Raw genomic sequence first — 21309 nt, 5'->3', positions numbered from 1 at the left:
AAATGGCTATGGATCGGATAGAGGTGAAGGGAGCCAGGGCACATAACCTGAAAAATATCGATGTAACAATTCCAAGAGATCAGCTTGTCGTTATTACGGGTTTGTCCGGATCAGGCAAATCCTCCCTTGCCTTTGACACCATATATGCAGAAGGGCAGAGACGGTATGTCGAGTCGCTGTCTGCATATGCCCGCCAGTTTTTAGGGCAAATGGATAAGCCGGATGTCGATGCGATTGAGGGGCTTTCTCCTGCCATCAGCATCGATCAGAAAACAACGAGCCGCAATCCGAGGTCAACTGTCGGTACGGTTACTGAGATTTATGATTACCTGCGTCTTTTGTATGCGAGAGTAGGGAAGCCTCATTGTCCAGAGCACGGGATTGAGATTACATCGCAGACCATCGAACAAATGGTGGACAGAATTCTGGAATACCCGGAACGGACGAAGCTTCAGGTTCTGGCCCCGATTGTCTCAGGCCGAAAAGGCGCTCATGTCAAAGTGCTCGAACAGATCAGAAAACAAGGTTATGTCAGAGTCAGGATTGACGGCGAAATGGCTGAGCTTTCTGATGATATTGAATTAGAAAAGAATAAAAAACATTCGATTGAGGTTGTCATTGACCGAATTGTGGTGAAAGAAGGCGTAGCGGCCCGTCTGTCAGATTCATTGGAAACGGCGCTCCGTTTAGGTGAAGGACGGGTTATGATTGATGTCATCGGTGAGGAAGAGCTGATGTTTAGTGAGCATCATGCCTGCCCGCACTGCGGATTTTCAATCGGCGAGCTTGAGCCGCGGCTGTTTTCGTTCAACAGCCCGTTCGGAGCGTGTCCAACGTGTGACGGTCTCGGAATGAAGCTTGAAGTGGATGCCGATCTCGTCATCCCCAACCAAGAATTATCATTGAAGGAGAATGCAGTCGCCCCTTGGACACCGATCAGCTCACAATATTATCCTCAGCTGCTTAATGCGGTCTGCACCCACTACGGAATTGATATGGAAGTGCCGGTAAAAGATCTGCCGAAGCATCAGCTGGATAAAGTGCTGTACGGCAGTGGAGACGACCTGATTTATTTCCGTTATGAAAATGATTTTGGGCAAATACGTGAAGGTGAAATTCAATTTGAAGGCGTATTGCGGAACATTGAAAGACGCTATAAGGAGACAAGCTCTGATTTCATCCGTGAGCAAATGGAGCAGTATATGTCTCAGAAGGCTTGTCCGACATGCAAAGGCTATCGGTTAAAGAAAGAGGCGCTTGCCGTATTAATTGACGGCCGCCACATCGGCAAAATTACCGAGCTGTCTGTAGCTGACGCACTTGCTTTCTTCAAAAGCCTTACCCTTTCTGAGAAGGATATGCAGATTGCCAATTTGATCTTGCGTGAAATTGTGGAGCGTTTAAGCTTTCTGGACAAAGTCGGCCTTGATTACCTGACATTGAGCAGGGCAGCGGGAACATTGTCTGGGGGAGAGGCGCAGCGCATCAGACTGGCAACGCAAATCGGCTCGCGCTTATCCGGTGTCCTTTATATTTTAGATGAACCGTCTATCGGCCTGCATCAGCGTGATAACGACCGCTTAATCAGCGCACTGAAAAATATGAGAGACCTCGGGAACACGCTGATTGTTGTCGAACACGACGAGGATACGATGATGGCAGCCGATTATTTAATAGATATTGGACCAGGGGCCGGCATTCACGGCGGACAGGTGACGTCTGCGGGTACGCCGGAAGAAGTGATGGAAGATCCAAACTCATTAACGGGCAACTATTTATCAGGGAAAAAGTTCATCCCATTGCCTCCTGAAAGAAGAAAGCCGGACGGCCGATACATTGAAATTAAAGGCGCCTCAGAAAACAATCTGAAAAACGCGAATGCCAAGTTCCCGCTTGGAACGTTCACAGCGGTTACAGGGGTTTCAGGCTCTGGAAAGAGTACCCTCGTCAATGAAATTCTGCATAAGGCGCTGGCGCAAAAGCTTCATAAAGCGAAAGCGAAGCCCGGCAGCCATAAAGAGATTAAAGGCTTGGACCACCTAGACAAAGTCATTGATATTGATCAGGCGCCAATCGGAAGAACGCCGAGATCCAATCCAGCGACATACACTGGTGTGTTTGATGACATTCGTGACGTATTCGCGCAGACCAATGAAGCGAAGGTCCGAGGCTATAAAAAAGGCCGTTTCAGCTTTAACGTGAAGGGCGGGCGATGTGAAGCCTGCCGTGGAGACGGGATTATTAAAATTGAAATGCACTTCCTTCCTGATGTATATGTTCCGTGCGAGGTGTGTCACGGCAAACGTTACAACCGTGAAACGCTTGAAGTGACGTACAAAGGAAAAAATATCTCTGATGTGCTTGATATGACGGTTGAAGATGCTCTTTCTTTCTTTGAAAATATCCCGAAAATCAAGCGTAAGCTCCAAACCCTTTTTGACGTTGGCTTAGGTTATATTACGCTTGGCCAGCCGGCGACAACCTTGTCGGGCGGAGAAGCACAGCGTGTGAAGCTTGCATCAGAGCTGCACAAACGCTCAACTGGACGTACGCTCTACATTTTAGACGAACCAACGACAGGTTTGCACGTCGACGACATCGCCAGACTCCTTGTCGTGCTTCAGCGTTTGGTTGACAATGGAGATACAGTACTCGTCATTGAGCACAATCTTGATATCATTAAGACGGCGGATTACATTGTGGATCTGGGTCCAGAAGGCGGAGCCGGAGGCGGAACCATTGTCGCGTCAGGAACGCCTGAGGAAATCACTGAAGTGGAAGAATCGTATACAGGCCGTTATTTGAAGCCTGTTATGGAGCGTGACAAAAAACGAATGACATCGCTCTTGGAAGCGAAAGAAACGGCACCATCTTAATAATAAAGTTTTTCAGTCGAAGCTTGTCAGCGAGTCCGTAGTTGGGCTTAGCAGGCAAGCTTTCTTTATAGGTTAACGAGATAAGAAATAAATTTGCGATCATTTAAAGCATTTTTTCATATGGGGCAATTTCTTTGGGAAAACACCTAAATGTTTACAAAGTACTGCCGATATATGGGTTGAAGGGTGCACAATGTATTCCATATTAAGCAAAAAAAAGCTTTATATTAAGAATCTACATAACAGCTAGAAGCTTTACTGGAATTACGGTGCGCCAGAAATCGAAGAAAAGGAAGTCTTTGATTTCAAACATATACACATGGAGGTATTTTACACATGAGAATTAACCACAATATCGCAGCACTTAACACACTGAACCGTTTGTCTTCAAACAACAATGCAGGCTCAAAAAACATGGAGAAGCTTTCTTCAGGTCTTCGTATTAACCGTGCGGGAGATGACGCAGCGGGTCTTGCGATCTCTGAAAAAATGAGAGGACAAATCAGAGGTCTTGAAATGGCTTCTAAAAACTCTCAAGATGGAATCTCTCTTATCCAAACAGCTGAGGGTGCATTAACTGAAACTCATGCGATCCTTCAACGTATGCGTGAACTTACTGTTCAAGCAGGAAACACAGGAACTCAAGACACTACTGATTTATCAGCCATCCAAGACGAAATGGACTCTTTAATTGAGGAGATCGGTGGGCAAGATGGAAGTAAAGGTATTGCGGACCGTACGCAATTTAACGGTAAAAACCTGTTAGACGGTTCTTTTTCAGAAGCAAGCGGTAAAAAGCTTACATTCCAAATTGGAGCGAATGGCGGACAGCAGTTAAGTGTAAACATTGAGAGCATGAAAGCTGAAGACTTAGGTTCAGACGCTATTAAAATCAAAGATATTAAAGTAACAGATTTCACAACTAATTCATTTGACGATCAACTTGCAGCTATCGATGCAGCAACGAATCAAGTATCTGCCCAACGTGCTAAACTTGGTGCGGTACAAAACCGCCTAGAGCACACAATCAATAACTTAAGCGCTTCTGGTGAAAACCTTACAGCAGCTGAGTCTCGCATCCGTGACGTTGACATGGCGAAAGAGATGAGCGAGTTCACAAAGAACAACATTCTTTCTCAAGCTTCTCAAGCGATGCTAGCACAAGCGAACCAACAGCCACAAAACGTACTTCAATTGTTACGTTAATTTCTGAATGGCTATCTTTCTTTCTGGTAGTCACAGCTTGCCGACAGAGTCCATTAGTTGGATATGCCGGCAGGCTTTTTTTGTTACAATCATTATGTGACAGCGGAAAATCATTTGTTTCTTTAAAATGAAAAAGGCAGGATATTGTCATCTAACCTTTAGCTTGGTTTCAGTTATAATGAATGCAACTTTCTCCGCAGTTAAAAAGTCTTCTTGTACAGCTGCTTGCTTACGCTCATTAAATCTTGAACGATATGCGTGTTGCTGCTGTCGAGCAGTACTTTTATATATTGAATATCGTGAGAGATTGGAAAAGGTCCGTGGATTTGTTCAAGCTCAGCGATCATTTCACGGTTCATTCTTTTTTGTTCACGAATCAGCTTTAAAACCGACTCTTGTGTTACTGTATAGTCACTGGGATCTTTCTCCATTGCTTGTCCAGCCTCCTTGATTGCCGTAAGCTTTTTACATATTGTAATCGGTACAGTCGGAAGATTCTACTTCTAAAACTTTTTAAAATCCAATTTCCGTAAATCGAAGCATGTCTAAAGAATGAATTTGAAACCCTGAAGAGGTTTTAAACGTATGAATAAGTAAAACGTCCCTGATCTTTTGTCATGGACAATTCACAATAGGAGTGTGGAATGAATTGAACCGTAATCAAGCTATTATTGCATCACTTTGTTATTTTAGTGTGTTCATTGCGCCAATCATTGTGCCGATTGTCGCTTATTTTGTTGTAGATGAGAAAGAAACAAAACGCCATGCGATCCGTTCTCTTATTTCTCACATTGTTCCTTTTGCCGGCTGGCTGGTCCTTTTTATTGCTATTCTGGGTGGAGCCATTGCCATTGATGGTGACAGCCTGCTGCCTGTATTTGTGATCATTGGGGGAGCGGTTATTTATTTCTTAGTTGTTATTGGCATAATGATTTGGAATGTGATTCAGGGCATTAAGGTGCTTCGTGCAGCATAAGTAGACAATGGGGAGGAGATCGTAATGAAACAAGAAAAGGAACGTATCCTTAAGCTTGTTGAGGAAGGAAAGCTTACAGCACAAGAGGCGTTGACACTGATTGAAAAGCTTGACAGCGACTACAAGGAAAAAGAAGATAAAATCTCAGCGCTCTCAGTTCATGTACATGACGAGGAAGAGCCGTTTACAGCAGAAAAAAAAGAAAGCAGCAAGCCGTCTTTAGGAGCCAAGCTGTTTGACTGGATTGATTCGGCTGTGAAAAAGGTCAAGGAAGTTGACCTTGATTTGAACTTTGGCCATGCGTATGATGTTCAGCACATTTTTCAATTTAAAGATACTGACTTCTTCAGTGTTGAAATTCAAATTGCCAACGGCAGCGTGAATATCGTCCCTTGGGAAGACGAGGATATCAGAGCGGAATGCCAGGCGAAGGTATATCGCGCTGACAGCCAGGATGCGGCAAGACATGCATTTCTTCAGCATATTGAATGTGAAATCAAAGGAAATAAGTTTTTTATCCGGACTGAGAAGAAAACAATGAAAACCAATGTGACTTTATATATTCCTCAAAAGGAGTATGATAAGATTCGGGTGAAGCTGTTTAATGGTCCGGTCAGAGGGGAACATTTACATGTAAAAGAGTTCTCTGCGAAAACGACAAACGGCGTGCTGTCGTTCTCGCATTTAACAGCCGAAAAAGCCACAGCTGAAACGGCCAACGGGCAAATTAAGCTTGCCAGCCACAGTTGCGGCACGCTAGAGGCGGAAACCATTAACGGATTAATCGATCTCCGTGGAAGAAGCGAATCCATTGACGTTCAAAGCTTTAACGGAAATATAGCGATTCACGTAACAGAATCGGACTGCCGCTCCATTTATACCAAAACAACGACTGGAAATGTGGAGCTTGCAATTCCGGACGATCTTGCAGTGAAGGCAGAGCTAAAAAGCAATCTTGGTTCACTGTCCCATGAATTAATGGATGTTGAGATGCTGAAAGAAAAAAATGATACCATTCAAAAAGAAATGTTGTTCACTTCAAATCAGGTACATGATCAAAGCATCACCGTCTTCTCAGAATCATTAACAGGCGCCATCAAACTAAAGTACTCACAGAGGTGATCAAATGAATAGGCTTTATCGTTCAGAGAAAAACAAGAAAATGGCCGGTGTAGTCGGAGGTCTCGCGGAATATTTCAATTGGGATGCATCACTCCTTAGAGTTATCACTGTCATCTTAGCTGTTATGACAAGTGTTTTCCCTGTTTTGCTCATTTATATTATTTGGATTTTTATCGTCCCGTCAGAAAGGGATATGAAATGACATGGTAAAATGGGCAGTCAGCATTTTGGTAAATGCATTGTTATTAATCGTCATTGATGGATACATTGACTCCATCCATGTCAGCAGCATCGGGGCAGCGATTATCGCCAGCCTCATTTTATCGATCTTAAACGTGCTGATTAAACCGCTTTTGATTATTTTTACACTGCCGGTCACGATGGTGACGCTTGGCCTCTTCTTGTTTGTGATTAACGCCATCACCCTGATGATGACCGCGTCCATTATGGGTGACAGTTTTCAAATTGACGGATTCGGCACAGCGATATGGGCATCTGTTGTCCTGTCAGTGTTCCATTTGCTGATTCAAAAAGGCATTTTAGAGCCGCTGCGAAGGAAATAAAAAAAGCTGCCGTACAGGGGGACTGACCCCCGTTTTTGAGACAGGGATCAAAACACCTTTTAAACAGCCAATTGCCGATAGTTTATCGGTGATTGGTTGTTTAGTTTCGTTTGAATACGAATATTGTTATAATAATAATGAATGTATTCTGTGACAGTGCGTTCTACGATGGTGGTCGTGGTTCGATCAATGCTGTTAAGATAGAACGTTTCAGACTTTAGTGAGGAATGAAACGATTTGATGGAGGCATTATCAGCGGGCGTCCCTTTGCGGGGCATGCTCATGGTAATGCCTTTTGTGTTAACAGCTTTTTGATACTCGTAGGATGTATACACAGAACCTTGGTCACTATGTAACATGCAGTTCTCAGGCAGTGTTGGCAAACTGATCAAGTGTGTCTAAGACAAAGTCTATACGTTCCAATTGCATTCCCGCGGTCACTGCCTGTAAACAGCTGTCCGATCGTTGTGGCAGCTATAAGAGGCAGTGCTGCAGATCCGGCAGCCTGTATCATTCTGAATACTAGAAACAAAGTAAAGTCAGTGGTCACCGCACAGCCGATGCTGGCAGCTGCCGTTGCCATAATTCCGGCAATCAAGACAAAACGCGCGCCTTTAAAATCGATGATGGTCCCTAATATAATTTGCATAATCGCTGTCACAATCATAAAAACTGAGACTGACAGGTTTACCATTGCTGTGGAAACATGGAACGATTCTTTAATAATCGGTATAATAGGTGAATAAATGTTTTGGCTTAAAGACGCAAAAAATGCGCTGAAGCAAACAATATATAAGATCAATACTGCCTTTGACTTCGTTTGAGCCATTGTGTACACCGCCTTTTTGTTTACTTTACAGGTTTGTCCGGAGTCTCGTTGGTTTGTTCTGCTTCAAGTGAAGACGTCAGCTTCTCTAAAAATTTCAATACAGCATGTTGCTCATCTTGTGAGAATGAGTCGAGGAATTGGTAAAAAGCCAGCTCCTTTTTTTTATGCAGTTTCTCATGCAAGTCAAAAATCCGTCTGCCTTTACGGGTTAATTTGAAATACACTTCTTTCTTGTTATCTGTTAGCTGATAGCTGTTAATGAATTCTTCCTTGATCAGTTTTGTGCTGATTTTTGTTACATTCGCCTTCGATAAGGTCATTTTTCTGGCAATTCCTGCGTTGTTAATGGGTTCATGCTGGCCGATACAGTCAATGACATGAATGCTTGTCATGTTTTTAGGAACATCCATCACATCCTTTTCTGCGGCTTCCTTAAAAAACTGCTGAAGTGAAGTGTTCGCTTTTTGTTCATTAAGGTGCAGCAGTCTCACGTATATGTCGTATATCATCTGCTTTGTCAAATCAGACATAGGCAACCTTCTTTCTTAGGGAAATAGTTTACGATGAAACCATAAGTGATATCGTTTACTGATAAACAATTTCATTTTACCTTTTCATGTTTTCGTTGTCAATTACTGGTGTTTAAGCTTTGTTTGGTATTGTGTCATGCTGAATATGGGTGTGAAAAGTGTATGTGAAATGTGATATTTACATCTACTTTCAAAAAATTGGTGCGGGTTATAATAATTAATGTTTACTAGTAAACATTAATTATGTTGTGCATTTTGAAAAATGAAAATAGAAGTTTGACTCTTAACATAATTCGCTTAGAAACTTTAAGTGCTGCCTGCCATTCGCCTTGTTCAGTTGTGCCAGTTGTTCCAACTCATTTTTGAGGCGTATTTTGGCTGGTATGTATACCGGAAACAAAGTGAAGCTGGGTCAATGCCCATTCTTTTCTAAGGTGTTAGAGATGCTCTGAGGACATGTCGCGGGACGGTATCTGCACCTTTTGCATGAAACGTTTATCCCTTTTTAATGCGAATTGTTGTATCGCTTGAAATAATTCATCATGAATGCTGGTGTCCATCAATTTGCCTCTCTGATTTAGTTGTTAACTGGTTAACTATCCTTGGTTTAGTGGGTAATAGTGGAATGCTCAAGAGGCAGACGCTTTTTTGTCCTTTATGCACAAAAATGAACTCATAACCTTCCCTGTTGAGACGCAAAATACATGAAAAGGGAGGTGCTTTGATGAGGAAATACACTGTTATCGCTTCTATATTCATGTCTTTTCTTTCTGTTTTGTCTGGCGGCCATCATGAACCGAAAGCTGTTCCTGTTATAAAACAGGAACCATTCCAAACGCCTCATTACATACCCTTGCTTGAAAATCCTCCTCAAATCGATGTGAAAGCTGAAATGAAAAGCAATCTGATGATTGAGACTCAAGTGCGTGACAATGAGTATCAAGCATTTTCTGCCTTTTTGTTTTATAAACAAAGTAATGAGCTGGGCTACAAAATGGTGCCGATGGATCCGACACCCGGAGCGGTCCGCAAGTTTTTCGCACAAATTCCGAAACGATTGATTTGGAACAGCGAGCTTGAGTATTACATTGTGGTATCCAATGGGAAACAGCGGGTCGAGTCAGAGATGAGAAAACTAAAGCTCGAAGGATATCAGGCTGATCTTGCCCATATTCCGGAGCTTCTGATCACAGAGCTAGCGGTTGATACAAAGAACATTGGACGTGCAGACGGTTATGAATTTATGGAGATGTATAATACGACTGACAGAACGATTGATTTTAAAGATTATCACATCCGTTACCGCTACCCGAAAGAAGGGCCTGACTCCGATCTGATTTGGAGACCGGAAAAAAAGATCACGATTCCATCCGGTGAAACGTGTGTGGTTTGGCTGAAGCCTGCCGGACATCCAGAGTTGACGACGGAGGATTTCAATCGGTATTATCAGACACAATTAACGGAAGGGAAAAATCTTGCGGTGATTGAAGAGACAGAGGGCATGGCCAATACCAGACCGCGGGCAGTCGTGATATCGACGAATACAGGAAAAGATATTTCGGTTGCGCATTATCGCAAACCTGCGCTGCGCCAGCTGTCGTCTGTGCTTTACAAGTATCCGCTGGACGGTACCGCAGAACTTCTCAATATTTCAATCGGAGAAAAGAATCCGTCCCCCGGAACCGTATTACAGGCGCAGGTGCCTAAGCAGAAACGAAAAATCAAGCTTGATAAAGAAAAACCAGTCATTGAGGATTTGACTGACCGCAAGCCTGTCCGTCCTGCTGAAAGCATTGAGCTGCGTGCTGACATACGAGATCACAGTCTTGTGAAAACGGCGGCTTTCTACTATCGGACAGATGAAAATAAACCGTTTAAGCGCATTCTCGCTGAAAAAGACCGCAACGACAATCTCTATCATTATATTGTGTATTCGCCTGAACTGATCGGGAAGGATCAGCTTGAGTATTACGTGACTGCAGGAGACGGGATCAATGAAGCAAGAACCCCGGTCAAAATGATTGATATTAAGCAAACAAGCAAGTCGCACGGTTTGCGGATGAATATTGAAAACAGAGACACGCTGTCGGGAACTCAGTTTCTAAAAGCGACAACAGACGGGCGCATTGGCAGCATGAAGCTGTGGATTGACGGAAAAAAACAAGTGACAGAGCCCGCTATGGAAAAAGAAGTGTATTTTGCGTTCGATACGAGAAAAACAAATCTTTACTTTAAAAATGCGGTAACGATGGAAGGCAAAGTGTTAAAGGTGTTCGATGATACGACAAATAAATACCGCACCTATTCCGTTCCATTGCCGGAGACGCTGCTTCGTAAAGGGAAGCAGCTGCAGCATATTACGATACGGTCAGGCTCAAAGGTATCGCCGTTTGATACGGCTGAAAACCGTGATGATTTCTTAGTCAAAAACGCCCGCTTGGTATTATCAGATGGTACGGTAATCAGGGATCAGAGGGTTTCTCCTGAGAAGGAACTCTTTATTGGAGATAATCAGCGATCGCATAAAAGCTGGCAATTTCAATTCAATCTGCCTGACGGATTGTTTACGTCACAGCTGCTGGAATGGGATACATCAAAAATTTCTGAAGGCGTTCACCATATTCAAGCAAGTGACGGCAAGGAAAATGTAAGCTTGGTTGTGCGGGTGGATAATTCAGGGCCTCACATTGAGCCAAATATCACTGAGGGACAAACGTACAAAGGAAACCTCATCCTGCAGGCGGATATGTATGATAAATGGAGCAAAATTGAGGAAGCGGAGGCCTCTTTAGATGGTGAAAGCATTACACTCCCATACCATACGTCATCTTCTGAACTTTCGCCGGGAAAACATTCGCTAAAAGTGACAGCGACGGATCTAGCGGGCAATAAAACAGTTGTTGAGCGGACGTTTAAAACAGAACGAGAGCATCCAGATCAGCCGGAGGTCATAGACAGCGAAGCCGGCACGCATAGCGCTAAGCTCTCTGTGCGGGTGAAGGATCCGACGAATGATGCCATGGATGTCGCTTTTTATAGAGGGTTTCAATATACAGCGCGAAACAATGTGAAAATATTTAAGCATGCGTCACTGACTGAACCGCCGAAAAGCTTGGTGCTGGAAAGTGAGACTCCGTTTACGAATAGCGAATTGGAAAGGGTTTCTGCTGCTGACGGAAAAACAGTTTCAACAGAAAAGAAGGAGCTTTTCCCTTATCATCGCTTTGAAGTGACGGTTGATCCGTCAATTGATGAGAATGACTTGGCAGAAGCAGTCTGGAAGGGAAGTTCTTTGCCGGGGAGAAAGGTGACAATGTATGTTTGGAATTATCGGACAAACGAGTGGCAGACGGTTGACAGCTTTGTTGCCAAGAGTGACAAACCGTTTGCGCTGAAGGCGTCTGTGATCGCCTCAGATTTTGTGCGGCAGTCGAAGCTGAATGTGATCGTACAGGATGAAATTCCTCCAGCGAAGGATAAGTACACATTTGTCTGGATGTCTGATACACAGTATTACGCCGAAAGCTATCCGCATATTTTTGATAAACAAACTGAATGGATAAAGGATCGTCAAAAGCATCTCAATATCAAATATGTGTTTCACACGGGTGATATTGTAGATGATTCTGCTGATATCAGACAGTGGAAAAACGCGAATCGGTCAATGTCCGTTTTGGATAAAAGAGGGATTCCTTACGGGGTGCTGGCCGGTAACCACGATGTCGGGCATAAGGACGGATCCTACAGGGCGTTTGGCAAATACTTTGGCAGTGATCGTTTTGATAAAAAATTGCATTTTGGCGGTTCCTATAAAAATAACCGCGGACATTACGACCTGATTTCAAGCAATGGCAATGATTATATCATGCTGTACACGGGGTGGGGCATTACCAATGAAGACATCGCGTGGATGAATCAGGTACTGAAGAAGCACCCTGACCGGATGGCTGTTTTAGCTTTTCATGAGTATTTGCTGGTTAGCGGAAATAGAAGCCCGATTGGAGAGAAAATATTTAAAAAAATTGTGAAGCCGAATCCAAATGTCGTGATGGTGTTAAGCGGACATTATCATAGTGCGATGAGAAAAACTGATGAGCTTGATGATGATGGTGATGGAAAACCGGATCGCCTCGTGCATCAAATGCTGGCCGATTATCAGGGGGGGCCAGAAGGCGGGCAAGGGTATTTGCGTTTGCTGCAATTTGACCAGGCGAATGATATGGTGCATGTGTCGACGTACTCTCCACATTTACAAGATAAAAACTATTATGATACTGATACCTATGGCAACAAGGATGAGTTTACCCTTTCGCTTGATTTGAAGCCGAGGATTAAAAAGGTGGAAACCGATTATTTTGAGTGTAATGTATATACCAATGAAGAGCTTGGAAAACGGGAGCAAGTGAAGAGCGGGGATACTGCTGAATTCCGCTGGGATCATCTTGAGCCGCATTCGGTTTATTATTGGTATATCTTTGTAGAAGACAGTTTTAACGGCAAAACGAAATCACCGATCTGGAAGTTCAAGACGAGAAAAGAAACATATCGTCCTGCGCCAGACCAGTTAGATTTTCGCCATGTCTCCAATCCTTAAAAAAGGTTGGAGATTTTTTTATGAAAGCCGATCCATATAATGGACAAATGTATAACGATCGCCTCTGTATACAGATTTGGCGTGTTCAAAAGCAGTTCCGTTCTGTAAATATGTTGTTCGTTTGATTAATAGGACAGGCGCCTCCTTTTGAATGCCGAGAATACTTGCTTCTTCAGATGTCGCAACGCTTGGTTCAAGCTCCTGTTTTGCACTGGAAATCGGTATGCTGTTATACCTTTCAATATGCTCGTAAATCGAAGACTGAAAATGCGATTCGTTTAATTCACCTGCAAGCTCAAACGGAATGTGCGATGATTCGATCGCCATCGGAATATCATTTGCCAGTCTCACCCGAGTGATTTTATGGATTGGGGAGGGGTGCCCGCAACCTAATATAGCGGCAAGCTCCTCCGTTGAATCAATAAGCTGGTAATCAATGAGCCTGCTGCCCGGTGTCATCCCGCGGCTTTTCATATCCTCGGTAAAGCTTGTCAGCCCTTGGAGTGCTTGTTCCATTCTTGGCTTGCTGACAAAGGTGCCCCTCCCTTTTAAGCGATAGAGAAAGCCTTCATTGACTAAATTAGAAAGAGCCTGGCGAACCGTCATCCGGCTAATCCCAAATTGTTCGGCATATTCACGCTCAGAGGGAAGAGGCATATCCGGCAGCAGCTCTCCGCTCTTCATTTGGGCTTTTAATTGTTCCATAATCTGATAATAAATCGGAATAGGTGATTGTTTATCGATCTTCATAAGTCATCATGTTCCTTTCAAGGTCTTAATGTCGCTGCTTCACGATCAATCAAAACCGTTACATCGGAATGCAGGTGCAAAGCAGATGCAGGGAAATCTTCACTTATGTCTCCTTCTAACAGCTTTTTCACAGCTTCTGCCTTGCTTCTTCCGGAGATAAGCAGCAGAATGCGCTTGCTTGAGAGAATCGACTGGATTCCCATTGTGAGCGCTTGTTTAGGCACACTGTCTATTGAAGGAAAATATCTGGCATTCGCCTGCCGGGTTTGTTCATTTAAGGTCACAACGTGTGTTCGCGACTTGAAAGGCGTTTTCGGTTCGTTAAAGCCGATATGTCCATTTCGGCCGATGCCAAGAAGCTGAATGTCAGTGCCGCCGAGGGATTCGATTACTTGTTCATACCGTCTGCATTCGGCGTCCAGGTTGTCTGCATTCCCATTCGGGATAAAATGCCGGCTTGGCTGGCTATCGATATGCTGAAAAAAACGATGATTCATATAGAAGTGATAGCTGTTCGGGTCATTGCTTGAAAGTCCGGCGTATTCATCCAAATTAACCGTGGTGACGTTTTGAAATGAGAGATTCTCAGTTTGGTGCAGGCGGATCAGCTCGCGATACGTGCCTTCCGGTGTGCCGCCTGTCGCTAAACCGAGAACAGCGTCAGGTTTTTCCTTGATTGTGTCTGCCACTATTCTGGCTGCTTGTTTGCTTAGCTCTTCATATGTTCGACATTCCATTACTTTCATATCTGGTCAGCCTCCTTGGATATAAATGCAATGTTTCCGCGGCAAATGGTGAGAATCACCTCGCAATCACTGCTGACAATGACAAGGTCCGCATCTTTTCCTTCTGTCACACTGCCTTTTCGGTCAAAGATGCCCAGCTGTTTGGCCGCGTTTGCAGAAGTTATATTAGCTATATCCGTCCAAGAACAGTTTGTAAACTCACGCATATGCCGTGCACCTTCGTTCATTTTGAGGATCGAACCGGCAAGTGTTCCGTCTGAAAGAAGAGCTGTTTTTCCTCTTACCGTCACACTTTGGCCGCCGAACTCATATACGCCGTCTTTCAGGCCTTTTGCCCTCATGGAATCGGTAATTAAAATGAGTCTGCTGCTGCCTTTTGCCAGAAAAGCTAGCTTTGCCGCTAAAGGGTGGGAGTGGATGCCGTCGGCGATAAGCTCTGTCACAAACCCATCATGGGCCAGCGCTGTTCCGATTACCCCGGGCTCTCGGTGATGAAACGGGCTCATCGCGTTGTAAAGATGGGTCATATGGCTCGCGCCTGCTTTCGTGGCCTCCGATAGTAATGCGGAGTCAGCATCTGTATGCCCCATCGACGCAATAATCGATTCGTCTTTCAAATAGCGGATCAGTTTAAAATGCTTGTCCTCTTCCGGCGCGAGTGTGACAATTTTGATCAGTCCGCCCGCCTCCTTCTGCCACTTTTTGAAAAGCGCAACATCCGAAGGCCTGATCCATTCCTTTGGCTGCGCCCCGGCTCTTTTAGGTGAAACAAAGGGGCCCTCTAAATGGATGCCGAGCAGTTCCGCGCCTAAAGAGGATTCCTCAGCTGCTTTCCAATCTCTTGCATTCACCAAAGCTTGAGAAATGTGCCCATGTTCCTGAGTAATCGTTGTTGCTAAAAAGCTCGTCGTGCCTTCTTCGGGCAGCCTTGACGACATGGTGTCAAGGGCTGAAAAGCTTGAATCCATTGTATCTGCGCCATAGCCGCCGTGAATATGAATGTCAATCATCCCGGGAAGCAAAACGGAATCTGCCGGTGCTTGAATCTCTTTTGAATAAGGCTCTTTAGGCCGTTCTGTTGAGACTGTGCTGATTTTTCCTTCGTTGATTCCGACATAACCATTTTGGTTTACTTCATTTTCTGTCACGACCGCGATGCCTTTAATAAGAAGACTTTCTGCCATACATGATCCGCCTTTCTGGAATATGAATACATTTATTTTACTCCTTTTCAGACTAGTGATCTAGACCAGCTAAGCCGTTTTCCAGTCTTTTATAAAATCTGTTTTAGGTTCAAGCGCGAAAGTGATAAAATGAAATTATTGTGAGCAAGCTCGGGGAAGCCCGGAACAGGAGGAACATATCGTGGCAAAGGTTCGCACAAAAGACGTAATGGAACAGTTCAATTTGGAATTAATCAGCGGAGAAGAAGGAGTTAACCGCCCGATTACAATGAGTGACTTATCTAGGCCAGGCATTGAAATTGCCGGTTATTTTACATATTACCCGAGAGAGCGCGTGCAGCTTCTCGGAAAAACAGAGCTTTCTTTCTTTGAACAGCTGCCGGAAGAGGATAAAAAGCAGCGAATGGATTCTCTGTGCACGGATGTAACACCAGCTATTATTCTTTCTAGAGATATGCCTATCCCGCAGGAGTTGATTGACGCTTCTGAGAAAAACGGCGTGCCTGTCCTCAGATCGCCGCTGAAAACGACAAGGCTGTCAAGCCGGCTGACCAACTTCCTTGAGAGCAGGCTTGCGCCAACCACAGCCATTCACGGTGTGCTTGTGGATATATACGGCGTCGGCGTACTGATCACAGGAAAGAGCGGCGTCGGAAAAAGTGAAACTGCGCTGGAGCTTGTGAAAAGGGGGCACCGTCTTGTTGCCGATGATTGCGTTGAAATTCGGCAGGAGGATCAGGATACCCTTGTCGGAAACGCTCCTGAATTAATTGAGCATCTCCTTGAAATCAGAGGGCTTGGCATTATCAACGTAATGACACTGTTTGGTGCCGGCGCGGTCAGAAGCAATAAACGAATTACGATTGTCATGAATCTTGAACTTTGGGAGCAGGGCAAGCAATACGACCGTCTCGGGCTTGAGGAAGAAACCATGAAAATCATTGATACTGAAATTACAAAACTGACGATTCCCGTCCGTCCGGGCCGAAATCTCGCAGTCATCATCGAAGTGGCAGCAATGAACTTCAGATTGAAGCGGATGGGGCTGAACGCCGCTGAGCAATTTACCCATAAGCTGGCGGATGTCATTGAAGACAGTGAACAAGACGAATAGGAGTTGGCGTTAAATGAATGAAGCGATAGAACCACTCAATCCGATAGCGTTTCAGCTAGGGCCGATGGCTGTCCATTGGTACGGAATTATTATCGGTCTCGGCGCTTTGCTTGGGCTTTGGATTGCGATGAGGGAAAGTGAGAAACGGGGGCTGCAGAAAGATACGTTTATCGATCTTGTCCTGTTTGCCATTCCGATTGCGATTATTTGCGCACGAATTTATTACGTTGTATTTGAATGGGATTATTATGCGGCACATCCCGGAGAAATCATTAAGATTTGGAAGGGCGGCATTGCCATTCACGGCGGATTGATCGGCGCCATTTTAACAGGCTATGTATTCTCAAGAGTGAAAAACCTTTCGTTCTGGAAACTTGCGGATATTGCCGCGCCAAGCATTTTACTCGGCCAGGCGATCGGCCGCTGGGGAAACTTCATGAATCAGGAAGCTCACGGTGAGGCAGTCAGCAGAGCCTTTTTAGAAAGCCTGCACCTGCCTGAATTTATCATCAATCAAATGTACATTGATGGACAATATTATCACCCTACTTTTTTATATGAATCACTGTGGAGCCTTGTCGGCGTCATCGTTTTACTAATTTTGCGTAAAGCAAATTTGCGTAGAGGCGAGATGTTCTTGATCTATATCATTTGGTATTCAATTGGACGATACTTTATTGAAGGAATGCGGACTGACAGCCTTATGCTGACAGATGCTCTTCGCATCGCTCAGGTGATTTCAATCGTATTGATTGTTTTGGCTGTGGCTGCCATCATCTTCAGACGCGTTAAGGGATACTCGAAGGAGCGATACGCGGAGTAGACGTCAACAAAGGGGGATGAGGGATGAAGAAGATCTTTCTGGCCGGTCTTTCGGCGGGTCTTCAAACAACATGGACACTCGGTAAAGTCATTTTCCCGGTAACACTATTGGTCACTTTGCTTCAGCATACGCCTGTCATGGATTGGCTGATACGTCTCATCACACCGGTTATGGGCTTTTTCGGGCTTTCAGGTGAAGCAGCTATTCCACTTGTATTGGGAAATATGCTGAATCTGTATGCCGGAATTGCCGGAATTTTGACATTGGATTTATCTGTGAAGGAAGTCTTTATTTTAGCTGTCATGCTTTCATTCTGTCATAACTTGATTGTCGAATCGACAGTTGCCGCGAAGGTCGGCATCAAAATTGGCGTTATTTTGGCGGTGCGTATCGGTTTGACTGCTGTGTCAGCGATTGTCATCAACCTCATCTGGCACGGCGGACAGGAAACGGCACAGTACGGTTTTATCACCGCGAAGAGTGCGGCGCCTGACGGCTGGCTGGCAATGCTGGCCGAAGCTTTAACGAAAGCTGGACTTGGTGTTTTGCAGCTGGCGGCAATAGTGATCCCGCTAATGATCATCATTCAGTATTTAAGAGATTTAGGCTGGCTGCATCGGTTTTCGAGATGGCTGTCCCCGTTTACGCAGCTGCTCGGCATGAATAAGAATACATCCATGACAATGGTGGCGGGACTGACGATCGGTCTGGCCTATGGAGCGGGTGTCATGATCAAAGCTGTCGAGGATGACGGCGTGAGCAGACGGGATATGACATTGGCATTTATTTTTCTCGTTGCCTGCCACGCGGTCGTAGAAGATACACTTGTCTTTATTCCGCTCGGTATACCGGTCTGGCCTCTTCTTCTCATACGTGTCACCACCGCAGTGCTGCTGACAATGGCTATTGCGCATACATGGAAAAAAAGGAAACCCTCAGCGGTTGGAAAGGAAGCAATATGAGTGACAAACAAGTAACGACGATTCTGTTTGATTTAGACGGAACTCTTATTAATACGAATGAATTAATTATCGCGTCCTTTTTGCATACACTGGAGCATTATTATCCGAGCAAGTATAAACGAGAAGACGTTCTAGCGTTTATCGGGCCGTCCCTTTTTGACACATTCTCCTCCATGGACGCTGATAAATGCGATGATATGATCGCCATGTACAGAGCGTACAATCATGACATGCATGACACACTTGTGACTGAATATGAAACGGTGTATGAAACCCTGGATGCATTAAAAAAAGCCGGCTTTAAATTAGGGATTGTGACAACGAAAGTAAGAGATACTGTCAATATGGGCCTCAAGCTGACTGGAATCGGCGAATTTTTTGAAACGGTCGTTACCCTTGATGATGTGACGATGGCAAAGCCTGATCCCGAGCCTGTGCTATTAGCGCTGAAACAGCTAGGAAGCGAGCCGGCGGAAGCCATTATGGTCGGAGATAATTACCATGATGTGCTGGCAGGGAAAAACGCCGGAACAAAAACGGCCGGGGTCGCATGGACGATTAAAGGGCCGGAAACACTGGCGAAACATGAGCCAGATTATATGCTGGAGAAAATGAGTGATCTACTACAAATCGTTGGAGTGAAGTAATCTGTGAGAAAAACAGATCGTCATCCGGTCTCGGGGGCTAACTCACTATGGCATGTCTATCAAACGGTGCCTTTTTCAAAGGTTGTCAAAAATTTCATTGTCATTCAAATGGCGAGATATACACCGTTTATAGGGATGAAAAACTGGCTGTACCGTACATTTCTGCGGATGAAGGTTGGAAAGCAGACTTCCTTTGCCCTCATGGTGATGCCGGATATAATGTTTCCGGAAAAGATCTCAGTCGGAACAAATACAATCATCGGGTACAATACGACCATTTTGGCCCATGAGTATTTGATTCACGAATATCGGATCGGCAAAGTCCTGATCGGAGACGAAGTGATGATCGGTGCCAACACGACCATTCTGCCCGGTGTGGAAATAGGGGATGGTGCAGTTGTGTCCGCCGGAACACTTGTCCATAAAGATGTGCCTGCCGGGGCTTTTGTCGGCGGAAATCCGATGAGGGTCATCTATACGAAGGAAGAAATGCAAAAAAGATTGAAAAAGCCCGCTGAATAAATATCAGCGGGCTTTTTTATTGTTAAAATTCGTAAATATGCTGAACGCCAACCCATTTTTGGCCGACATTTGAGTAGCGTGTATTTGTCATTCGAACCGTGCTTGTTTTGCTGTCTGTCCGGAATATCGCTTCTTTCATATTCGTGATGGTGCACTTGTCAATGATCACATCGACGTGGAAGGTTGAACCGCCAAGCTGTCTAATGAGCTTTCCGCCATTGTCCGCCGTGAAGTTGTTCACTGTGAATGTGCTGGCTTTATTGATTTGGAAAATTTTATCTGACGCTTTTTGGGCTGAGCCGCCGTCAATGGTCACTTTTCCTTCCTTCTTCACCGTTAACGCATCCTCGCCAACATCTTCCCACTTCACATTCTGAATGTTAACGTTACCATAAGTGTGCACGCCATCAGCAGCAGGTGTGCCGAGCACCACATTTTTTAGTGTTGCTCCATCCTCCACACGGAAAACAGGTTTCTGGTTCTCGGACTGGCTTCCGTCACCTAGTTCTTGCCCTGCTACAAACCGCTGTCCCTTCCCGTCATATGTTGTGTTTTTTGGTACGATAATTGTTTCGTGCACCACATTGTCAGCTGCAAAAGCAGTTGATGACTGAAACTGGCTGAAACCCATAACCAAACTGAACATAAATAGGATAGACACGATTTTTTTCAATGATAAATCCGCCCTGGATCGCTTTAAATTTTTCAAGAGAAGCTTCAGCGTCCTGCACCGGCTTCTCTCACATAGACCGGGGCAAGGCTGAATCTGCTTCAATCATAAAAACAGACAGCTTGAAAGCAAAGATAATTTTGGATGATAACTGGAAAATGAATCGATATTACCGATTGAAACAAAAATGCTCAGGGAAGAGCATAGGGCACTGCAAAAGCGAACGGTTTTCAGCCGTTTACTTTTGAATAACGATGGCTTGGCTGCCCATTTGTTCCCACGCTTTTTCAAAGCTCGTTCTGTCGGTTTTTCTGTTTTTGTAGCCATACGGATCATTGAGATATACATACTTTTCGTCATATCCCGTAACGGCAACGCTGTGTTCACTGTACGTGATATCTATTGTTCCGTTTGGCGTTTTCCATGTCTGCATGTTGTCCACTGGCGTAAAGTTGGCGGTTGTAATCACCCAAACAGGATTGCCTTTCTCAAGCTGTGCATAAACAGCGGAAATGCTTTTTCCAGTCAAGTCAGACACTTTGTTGCCGGCGTAGGTTTTCGCCAGCTGATAGATCGGCCCGTGATAGACACCGAGACCCGGGCCATTTGCCATATCCCCGACAAATCCGTCATTCGGATCACCCTTTAATCCGCTGCTGTATGTCAAAGGCACTGTGGCAATCTGGTTTGCCAATGTGTTTTTTGTTACGTCGTATCCAGCGTAATTCAGCACCATCGCAAGGCTTGTTACTTCACAGCCGTTATAGAGCCGAGGCGCGTCCATCTGATTGTAAAGGACGACATCCAGTGGTTCTGCGTTTCCTTTCAGCTCTTTTTTGCTGTTCACAGCTGTTTCTGATTCGTTCTCAGCCTCTTTTTTATCTTGATTGAAAAAAGTAATATCTATATCTTTTGCATATATTTTAAGCCCGAAATAAATGACGCCTGAAAGAATGATCAGTACACATAGAGTTCGCAGTGTTTTCATCTTTATCTCCTTGTTCTCTATTTGATTTGTATTATAGCACGCCAAACATAAAGAATTTGAGATATGACGTACCTTTAATCATTTATTCATGATTTTTTCATAATTTGGAGGAGGACATCTGAACTAAAAATATCCTGACTGAAGTTAAGCATTGATTTTCGCTCTTTCATCTGCTAACATATTATCATATTAGCGAACTAAAGGATT

General features: G+C 44.5%; 19 protein-coding genes and 3 pseudogenes. 12 read left to right on the top strand and 10 right to left on the bottom strand.

Features of this window, described 5'->3' with window-relative positions:
- The first annotated feature begins 2 nt into the window (after positions 1–2).
- Together uvrA and hag are read left to right on the top strand one after the other, a co-directional pair.
- Positions 3–2876, top strand: coding sequence for an excinuclease ABC subunit UvrA (uvrA, locus tag Q3W56_RS02910; RefSeq protein WP_302894427.1), 2874 nt, complete (start codon positions 3–5; stop codon positions 2874–2876).
- Between the two features lie 336 nt (positions 2877–3212).
- Complete coding sequence (hag, locus tag Q3W56_RS02905; RefSeq protein ID WP_302894426.1) at positions 3213–4082, top strand: flagellin Hag; 870 nt, start codon at positions 3213–3215, stop codon at positions 4080–4082.
- Between the two features lie 200 nt (positions 4083–4282).
- Here the strand turns inward: hag and Q3W56_RS02900 are convergent, their stop codons facing one another.
- Positions 4283–4513, bottom strand: a complete 231-nt coding sequence (locus Q3W56_RS02900; protein ID WP_302894425.1) for a hypothetical protein — start codon at positions 4511–4513, stop codon at positions 4283–4285.
- Between the two features lie 218 nt (positions 4514–4731).
- On the opposite strand from Q3W56_RS02900, the gene yvlA reads away from it, so the two are divergent.
- Genes yvlA through Q3W56_RS02880 form a run of 4 tightly spaced genes read left to right on the top strand, consistent with a single transcriptional unit; the run spans position 4732 to position 6743 of the window.
- Positions 4732–5058 (top strand): protein YvlA, encoded by a 327-nt coding sequence (gene yvlA / locus Q3W56_RS02895; RefSeq protein ID WP_019715855.1) that lies wholly within the window; start codon positions 4732–4734, stop codon positions 5056–5058.
- A 24-nt stretch (positions 5059–5082) separates the two neighbouring features.
- Complete coding sequence (locus Q3W56_RS02890; protein ID WP_302894424.1) at positions 5083–6180, top strand: DUF4097 family beta strand repeat-containing protein; 1098 nt, start codon at positions 5083–5085, stop codon at positions 6178–6180.
- 4 nt (positions 6181–6184) lie between these two features.
- Entirely contained in the window at positions 6185–6382 is a 198-nt protein-coding gene (locus Q3W56_RS02885; RefSeq protein WP_302894423.1) for a PspC domain-containing protein, read from the top strand.
- Between the two features lies 1 nt (position 6383).
- Positions 6384–6743: a phage holin family protein gene (locus Q3W56_RS02880; RefSeq protein WP_302894422.1), complete on the top strand. Its 360-nt coding sequence runs from the start codon at positions 6384–6386 to the stop codon at positions 6741–6743.
- 59 nt (positions 6744–6802) lie between these two features.
- On the opposite strand, the pseudogene Q3W56_RS02875 reads toward Q3W56_RS02880, so the two are convergent.
- The 4 genes and pseudogenes from Q3W56_RS02875 to Q3W56_RS02860 form a co-directional block, all read right to left on the bottom strand.
- Positions 6803–7154: pseudogene (locus Q3W56_RS02875) on the bottom strand (IS3 family transposase); the annotation flags it as partial.
- Positions 7144–7572 (bottom strand): annotated as a pseudogene (locus Q3W56_RS02870) (MFS transporter); the annotation flags it as partial. The pseudogenes Q3W56_RS02870 and Q3W56_RS02875, both read right to left, overlap by 11 nt.
- 20 nt (positions 7573–7592) lie before the next feature.
- A complete protein-coding gene (locus Q3W56_RS02865) occupies positions 7593–8102 on the bottom strand; it encodes a MarR family transcriptional regulator (RefSeq protein WP_268399023.1) in 510 nt (169 codons plus the stop codon).
- 371 nt (positions 8103–8473) lie between these two features.
- A pseudogene (locus tag Q3W56_RS02860) lies at positions 8474–8662 on the bottom strand (MarR family transcriptional regulator); the annotation flags it as partial.
- 164 nt (positions 8663–8826) lie between these two features.
- On the opposite strand from Q3W56_RS02860, the gene Q3W56_RS02855 reads away from it, so the two are divergent.
- The gene (locus Q3W56_RS02855) at positions 8827–12696 is read left to right on the top strand and encodes a metallophosphoesterase (RefSeq protein ID WP_302894421.1); all 3870 of its coding nucleotides are present in this window, start codon (positions 8827–8829) and stop codon (positions 12694–12696) included.
- An 18-nt stretch (positions 12697–12714) separates the two neighbouring features.
- Here the strand turns inward: Q3W56_RS02855 and Q3W56_RS02850 are convergent, their stop codons facing one another.
- The 3 genes from Q3W56_RS02850 to nagA are packed head-to-tail and all read right to left on the bottom strand — an operon-like array spanning position 12715 to position 15376.
- A complete protein-coding gene (locus tag Q3W56_RS02850) occupies positions 12715–13446 on the bottom strand; it encodes a GntR family transcriptional regulator (RefSeq protein ID WP_268399019.1) in 732 nt (243 codons plus the stop codon).
- 17 nt (positions 13447–13463) lie between these two features.
- A complete protein-coding gene (nagB, locus tag Q3W56_RS02845) occupies positions 13464–14192 on the bottom strand; it encodes a glucosamine-6-phosphate deaminase (protein ID WP_302894420.1) in 729 nt (242 codons plus the stop codon).
- Positions 14189–15376, bottom strand: coding sequence for an N-acetylglucosamine-6-phosphate deacetylase (gene nagA, locus Q3W56_RS02840; protein WP_302894419.1), 1188 nt, complete (start codon positions 15374–15376; stop codon positions 14189–14191). Before nagA ends, nagB begins: the two co-directional genes overlap by 4 nt.
- 181 nt (positions 15377–15557) lie before the next feature.
- Between nagA and hprK the strand changes: the two genes are divergently transcribed.
- The 5 genes from hprK to hprF are packed head-to-tail and all read left to right on the top strand — an operon-like array spanning position 15558 to position 19444.
- Complete coding sequence (gene hprK, locus Q3W56_RS02835; protein WP_302894418.1) at positions 15558–16490, top strand: HPr(Ser) kinase/phosphatase; 933 nt, start codon at positions 15558–15560, stop codon at positions 16488–16490.
- 13 nt (positions 16491–16503) lie between these two features.
- Complete coding sequence (gene lgt, locus Q3W56_RS02830) at positions 16504–17313, top strand: prolipoprotein diacylglyceryl transferase (RefSeq protein ID WP_302894417.1); 810 nt, start codon at positions 16504–16506, stop codon at positions 17311–17313.
- Between the two features lie 23 nt (positions 17314–17336).
- Entirely contained in the window at positions 17337–18275 is a 939-nt protein-coding gene (locus tag Q3W56_RS02825) for a nucleoside recognition domain-containing protein (RefSeq protein WP_302894416.1), read from the top strand.
- Complete coding sequence (ppaX, locus tag Q3W56_RS02820) at positions 18272–18922, top strand: pyrophosphatase PpaX (protein ID WP_302894415.1); 651 nt, start codon at positions 18272–18274, stop codon at positions 18920–18922. The genes Q3W56_RS02825 and ppaX overlap by 4 nt, the downstream gene beginning before the upstream one ends.
- Before the next feature lie 3 nt (positions 18923–18925).
- Positions 18926–19444: a heptaprenylglyceryl phosphate O-acetyltransferase gene (gene hprF / locus Q3W56_RS02815; protein ID WP_302894414.1), complete on the top strand. Its 519-nt coding sequence runs from the start codon at positions 18926–18928 to the stop codon at positions 19442–19444.
- A 22-nt stretch (positions 19445–19466) separates the two neighbouring features.
- On the opposite strand, the gene pelC is transcribed toward hprF, so the two are convergent.
- Both pelC and Q3W56_RS02805 read right to left on the bottom strand, forming a co-directional pair.
- On the bottom strand, positions 19467–20117 hold the full coding sequence (gene pelC, locus Q3W56_RS02810) for a pectate/pectin lyase PelC (protein ID WP_302894413.1): 651 nt from the start codon (positions 20115–20117) through the stop codon (positions 19467–19469).
- 235 nt (positions 20118–20352) lie between these two features.
- Positions 20353–21102, bottom strand: coding sequence for a C39 family peptidase (locus Q3W56_RS02805; RefSeq protein WP_302894412.1), 750 nt, complete (start codon positions 21100–21102; stop codon positions 20353–20355).
- Between the last annotated feature and the right edge of the window lie 207 nt (positions 21103–21309).

The sequence above is a fragment of the Bacillus sp. C28GYM-DRY-1 genome, assembly GCF_030519405.1.
GTDB lineage: Bacteria > Bacillota > Bacilli > Bacillales > Bacillaceae > Bacillus > Bacillus spizizenii_A.
This window is presented reverse-complemented; position numbering and strand designations above follow the sequence as displayed.

Bases quoted from the DNA above. Each gene is read 5' to 3' on its own strand.
- uvrA (WP_302894427.1), top strand. From the start codon at position 3: ATGGCTATGGATCGGATAGAGGTGAAGGGAGCCAGGGCACATAACCTG.
- hag (WP_302894426.1), top strand. From the start codon at position 3,213: ATGAGAATTAACCACAATATCGCAGCACTTAACACACTGAACCGTTTG.
- Q3W56_RS02900 (WP_302894425.1), bottom strand. From the start codon at position 4,513: ATGGAGAAAGATCCCAGTGACTATACAGTAACACAAGAGTCGGTTTTA.
- Q3W56_RS02890 (WP_302894424.1), top strand. From the start codon at position 5,083: ATGAAACAAGAAAAGGAACGTATCCTTAAGCTTGTTGAGGAAGGAAAG.
- Q3W56_RS02885 (WP_302894423.1), top strand. From the start codon at position 6,185: ATGAATAGGCTTTATCGTTCAGAGAAAAACAAGAAAATGGCCGGTGTA.
- Q3W56_RS02880 (WP_302894422.1), top strand. From the start codon at position 6,384: ATGGTAAAATGGGCAGTCAGCATTTTGGTAAATGCATTGTTATTAATC.
- Q3W56_RS02865 (WP_268399023.1), bottom strand. From the start codon at position 8,102: ATGTCTGATTTGACAAAGCAGATGATATACGACATATACGTGAGACTG.
- Q3W56_RS02855 (WP_302894421.1), top strand. From the start codon at position 8,827: ATGAGGAAATACACTGTTATCGCTTCTATATTCATGTCTTTTCTTTCT.
- Q3W56_RS02850 (WP_268399019.1), bottom strand. From the start codon at position 13,446: ATGAAGATCGATAAACAATCACCTATTCCGATTTATTATCAGATTATG.
- nagB (WP_302894420.1), bottom strand. From the start codon at position 14,192: ATGAAAGTAATGGAATGTCGAACATATGAAGAGCTAAGCAAACAAGCA.
- nagA (WP_302894419.1), bottom strand. From the start codon at position 15,376: ATGGCAGAAAGTCTTCTTATTAAAGGCATCGCGGTCGTGACAGAAAAT.
- lgt (WP_302894417.1), top strand. From the start codon at position 16,504: ATGAATGAAGCGATAGAACCACTCAATCCGATAGCGTTTCAGCTAGGG.
- Q3W56_RS02825 (WP_302894416.1), top strand. From the start codon at position 17,337: ATGAAGAAGATCTTTCTGGCCGGTCTTTCGGCGGGTCTTCAAACAACA.
- ppaX (WP_302894415.1), top strand. From the start codon at position 18,272: ATGAGTGACAAACAAGTAACGACGATTCTGTTTGATTTAGACGGAACT.
- Q3W56_RS02805 (WP_302894412.1), bottom strand. From the start codon at position 21,102: ATGAAAACACTGCGAACTCTATGTGTACTGATCATTCTTTCAGGCGTC.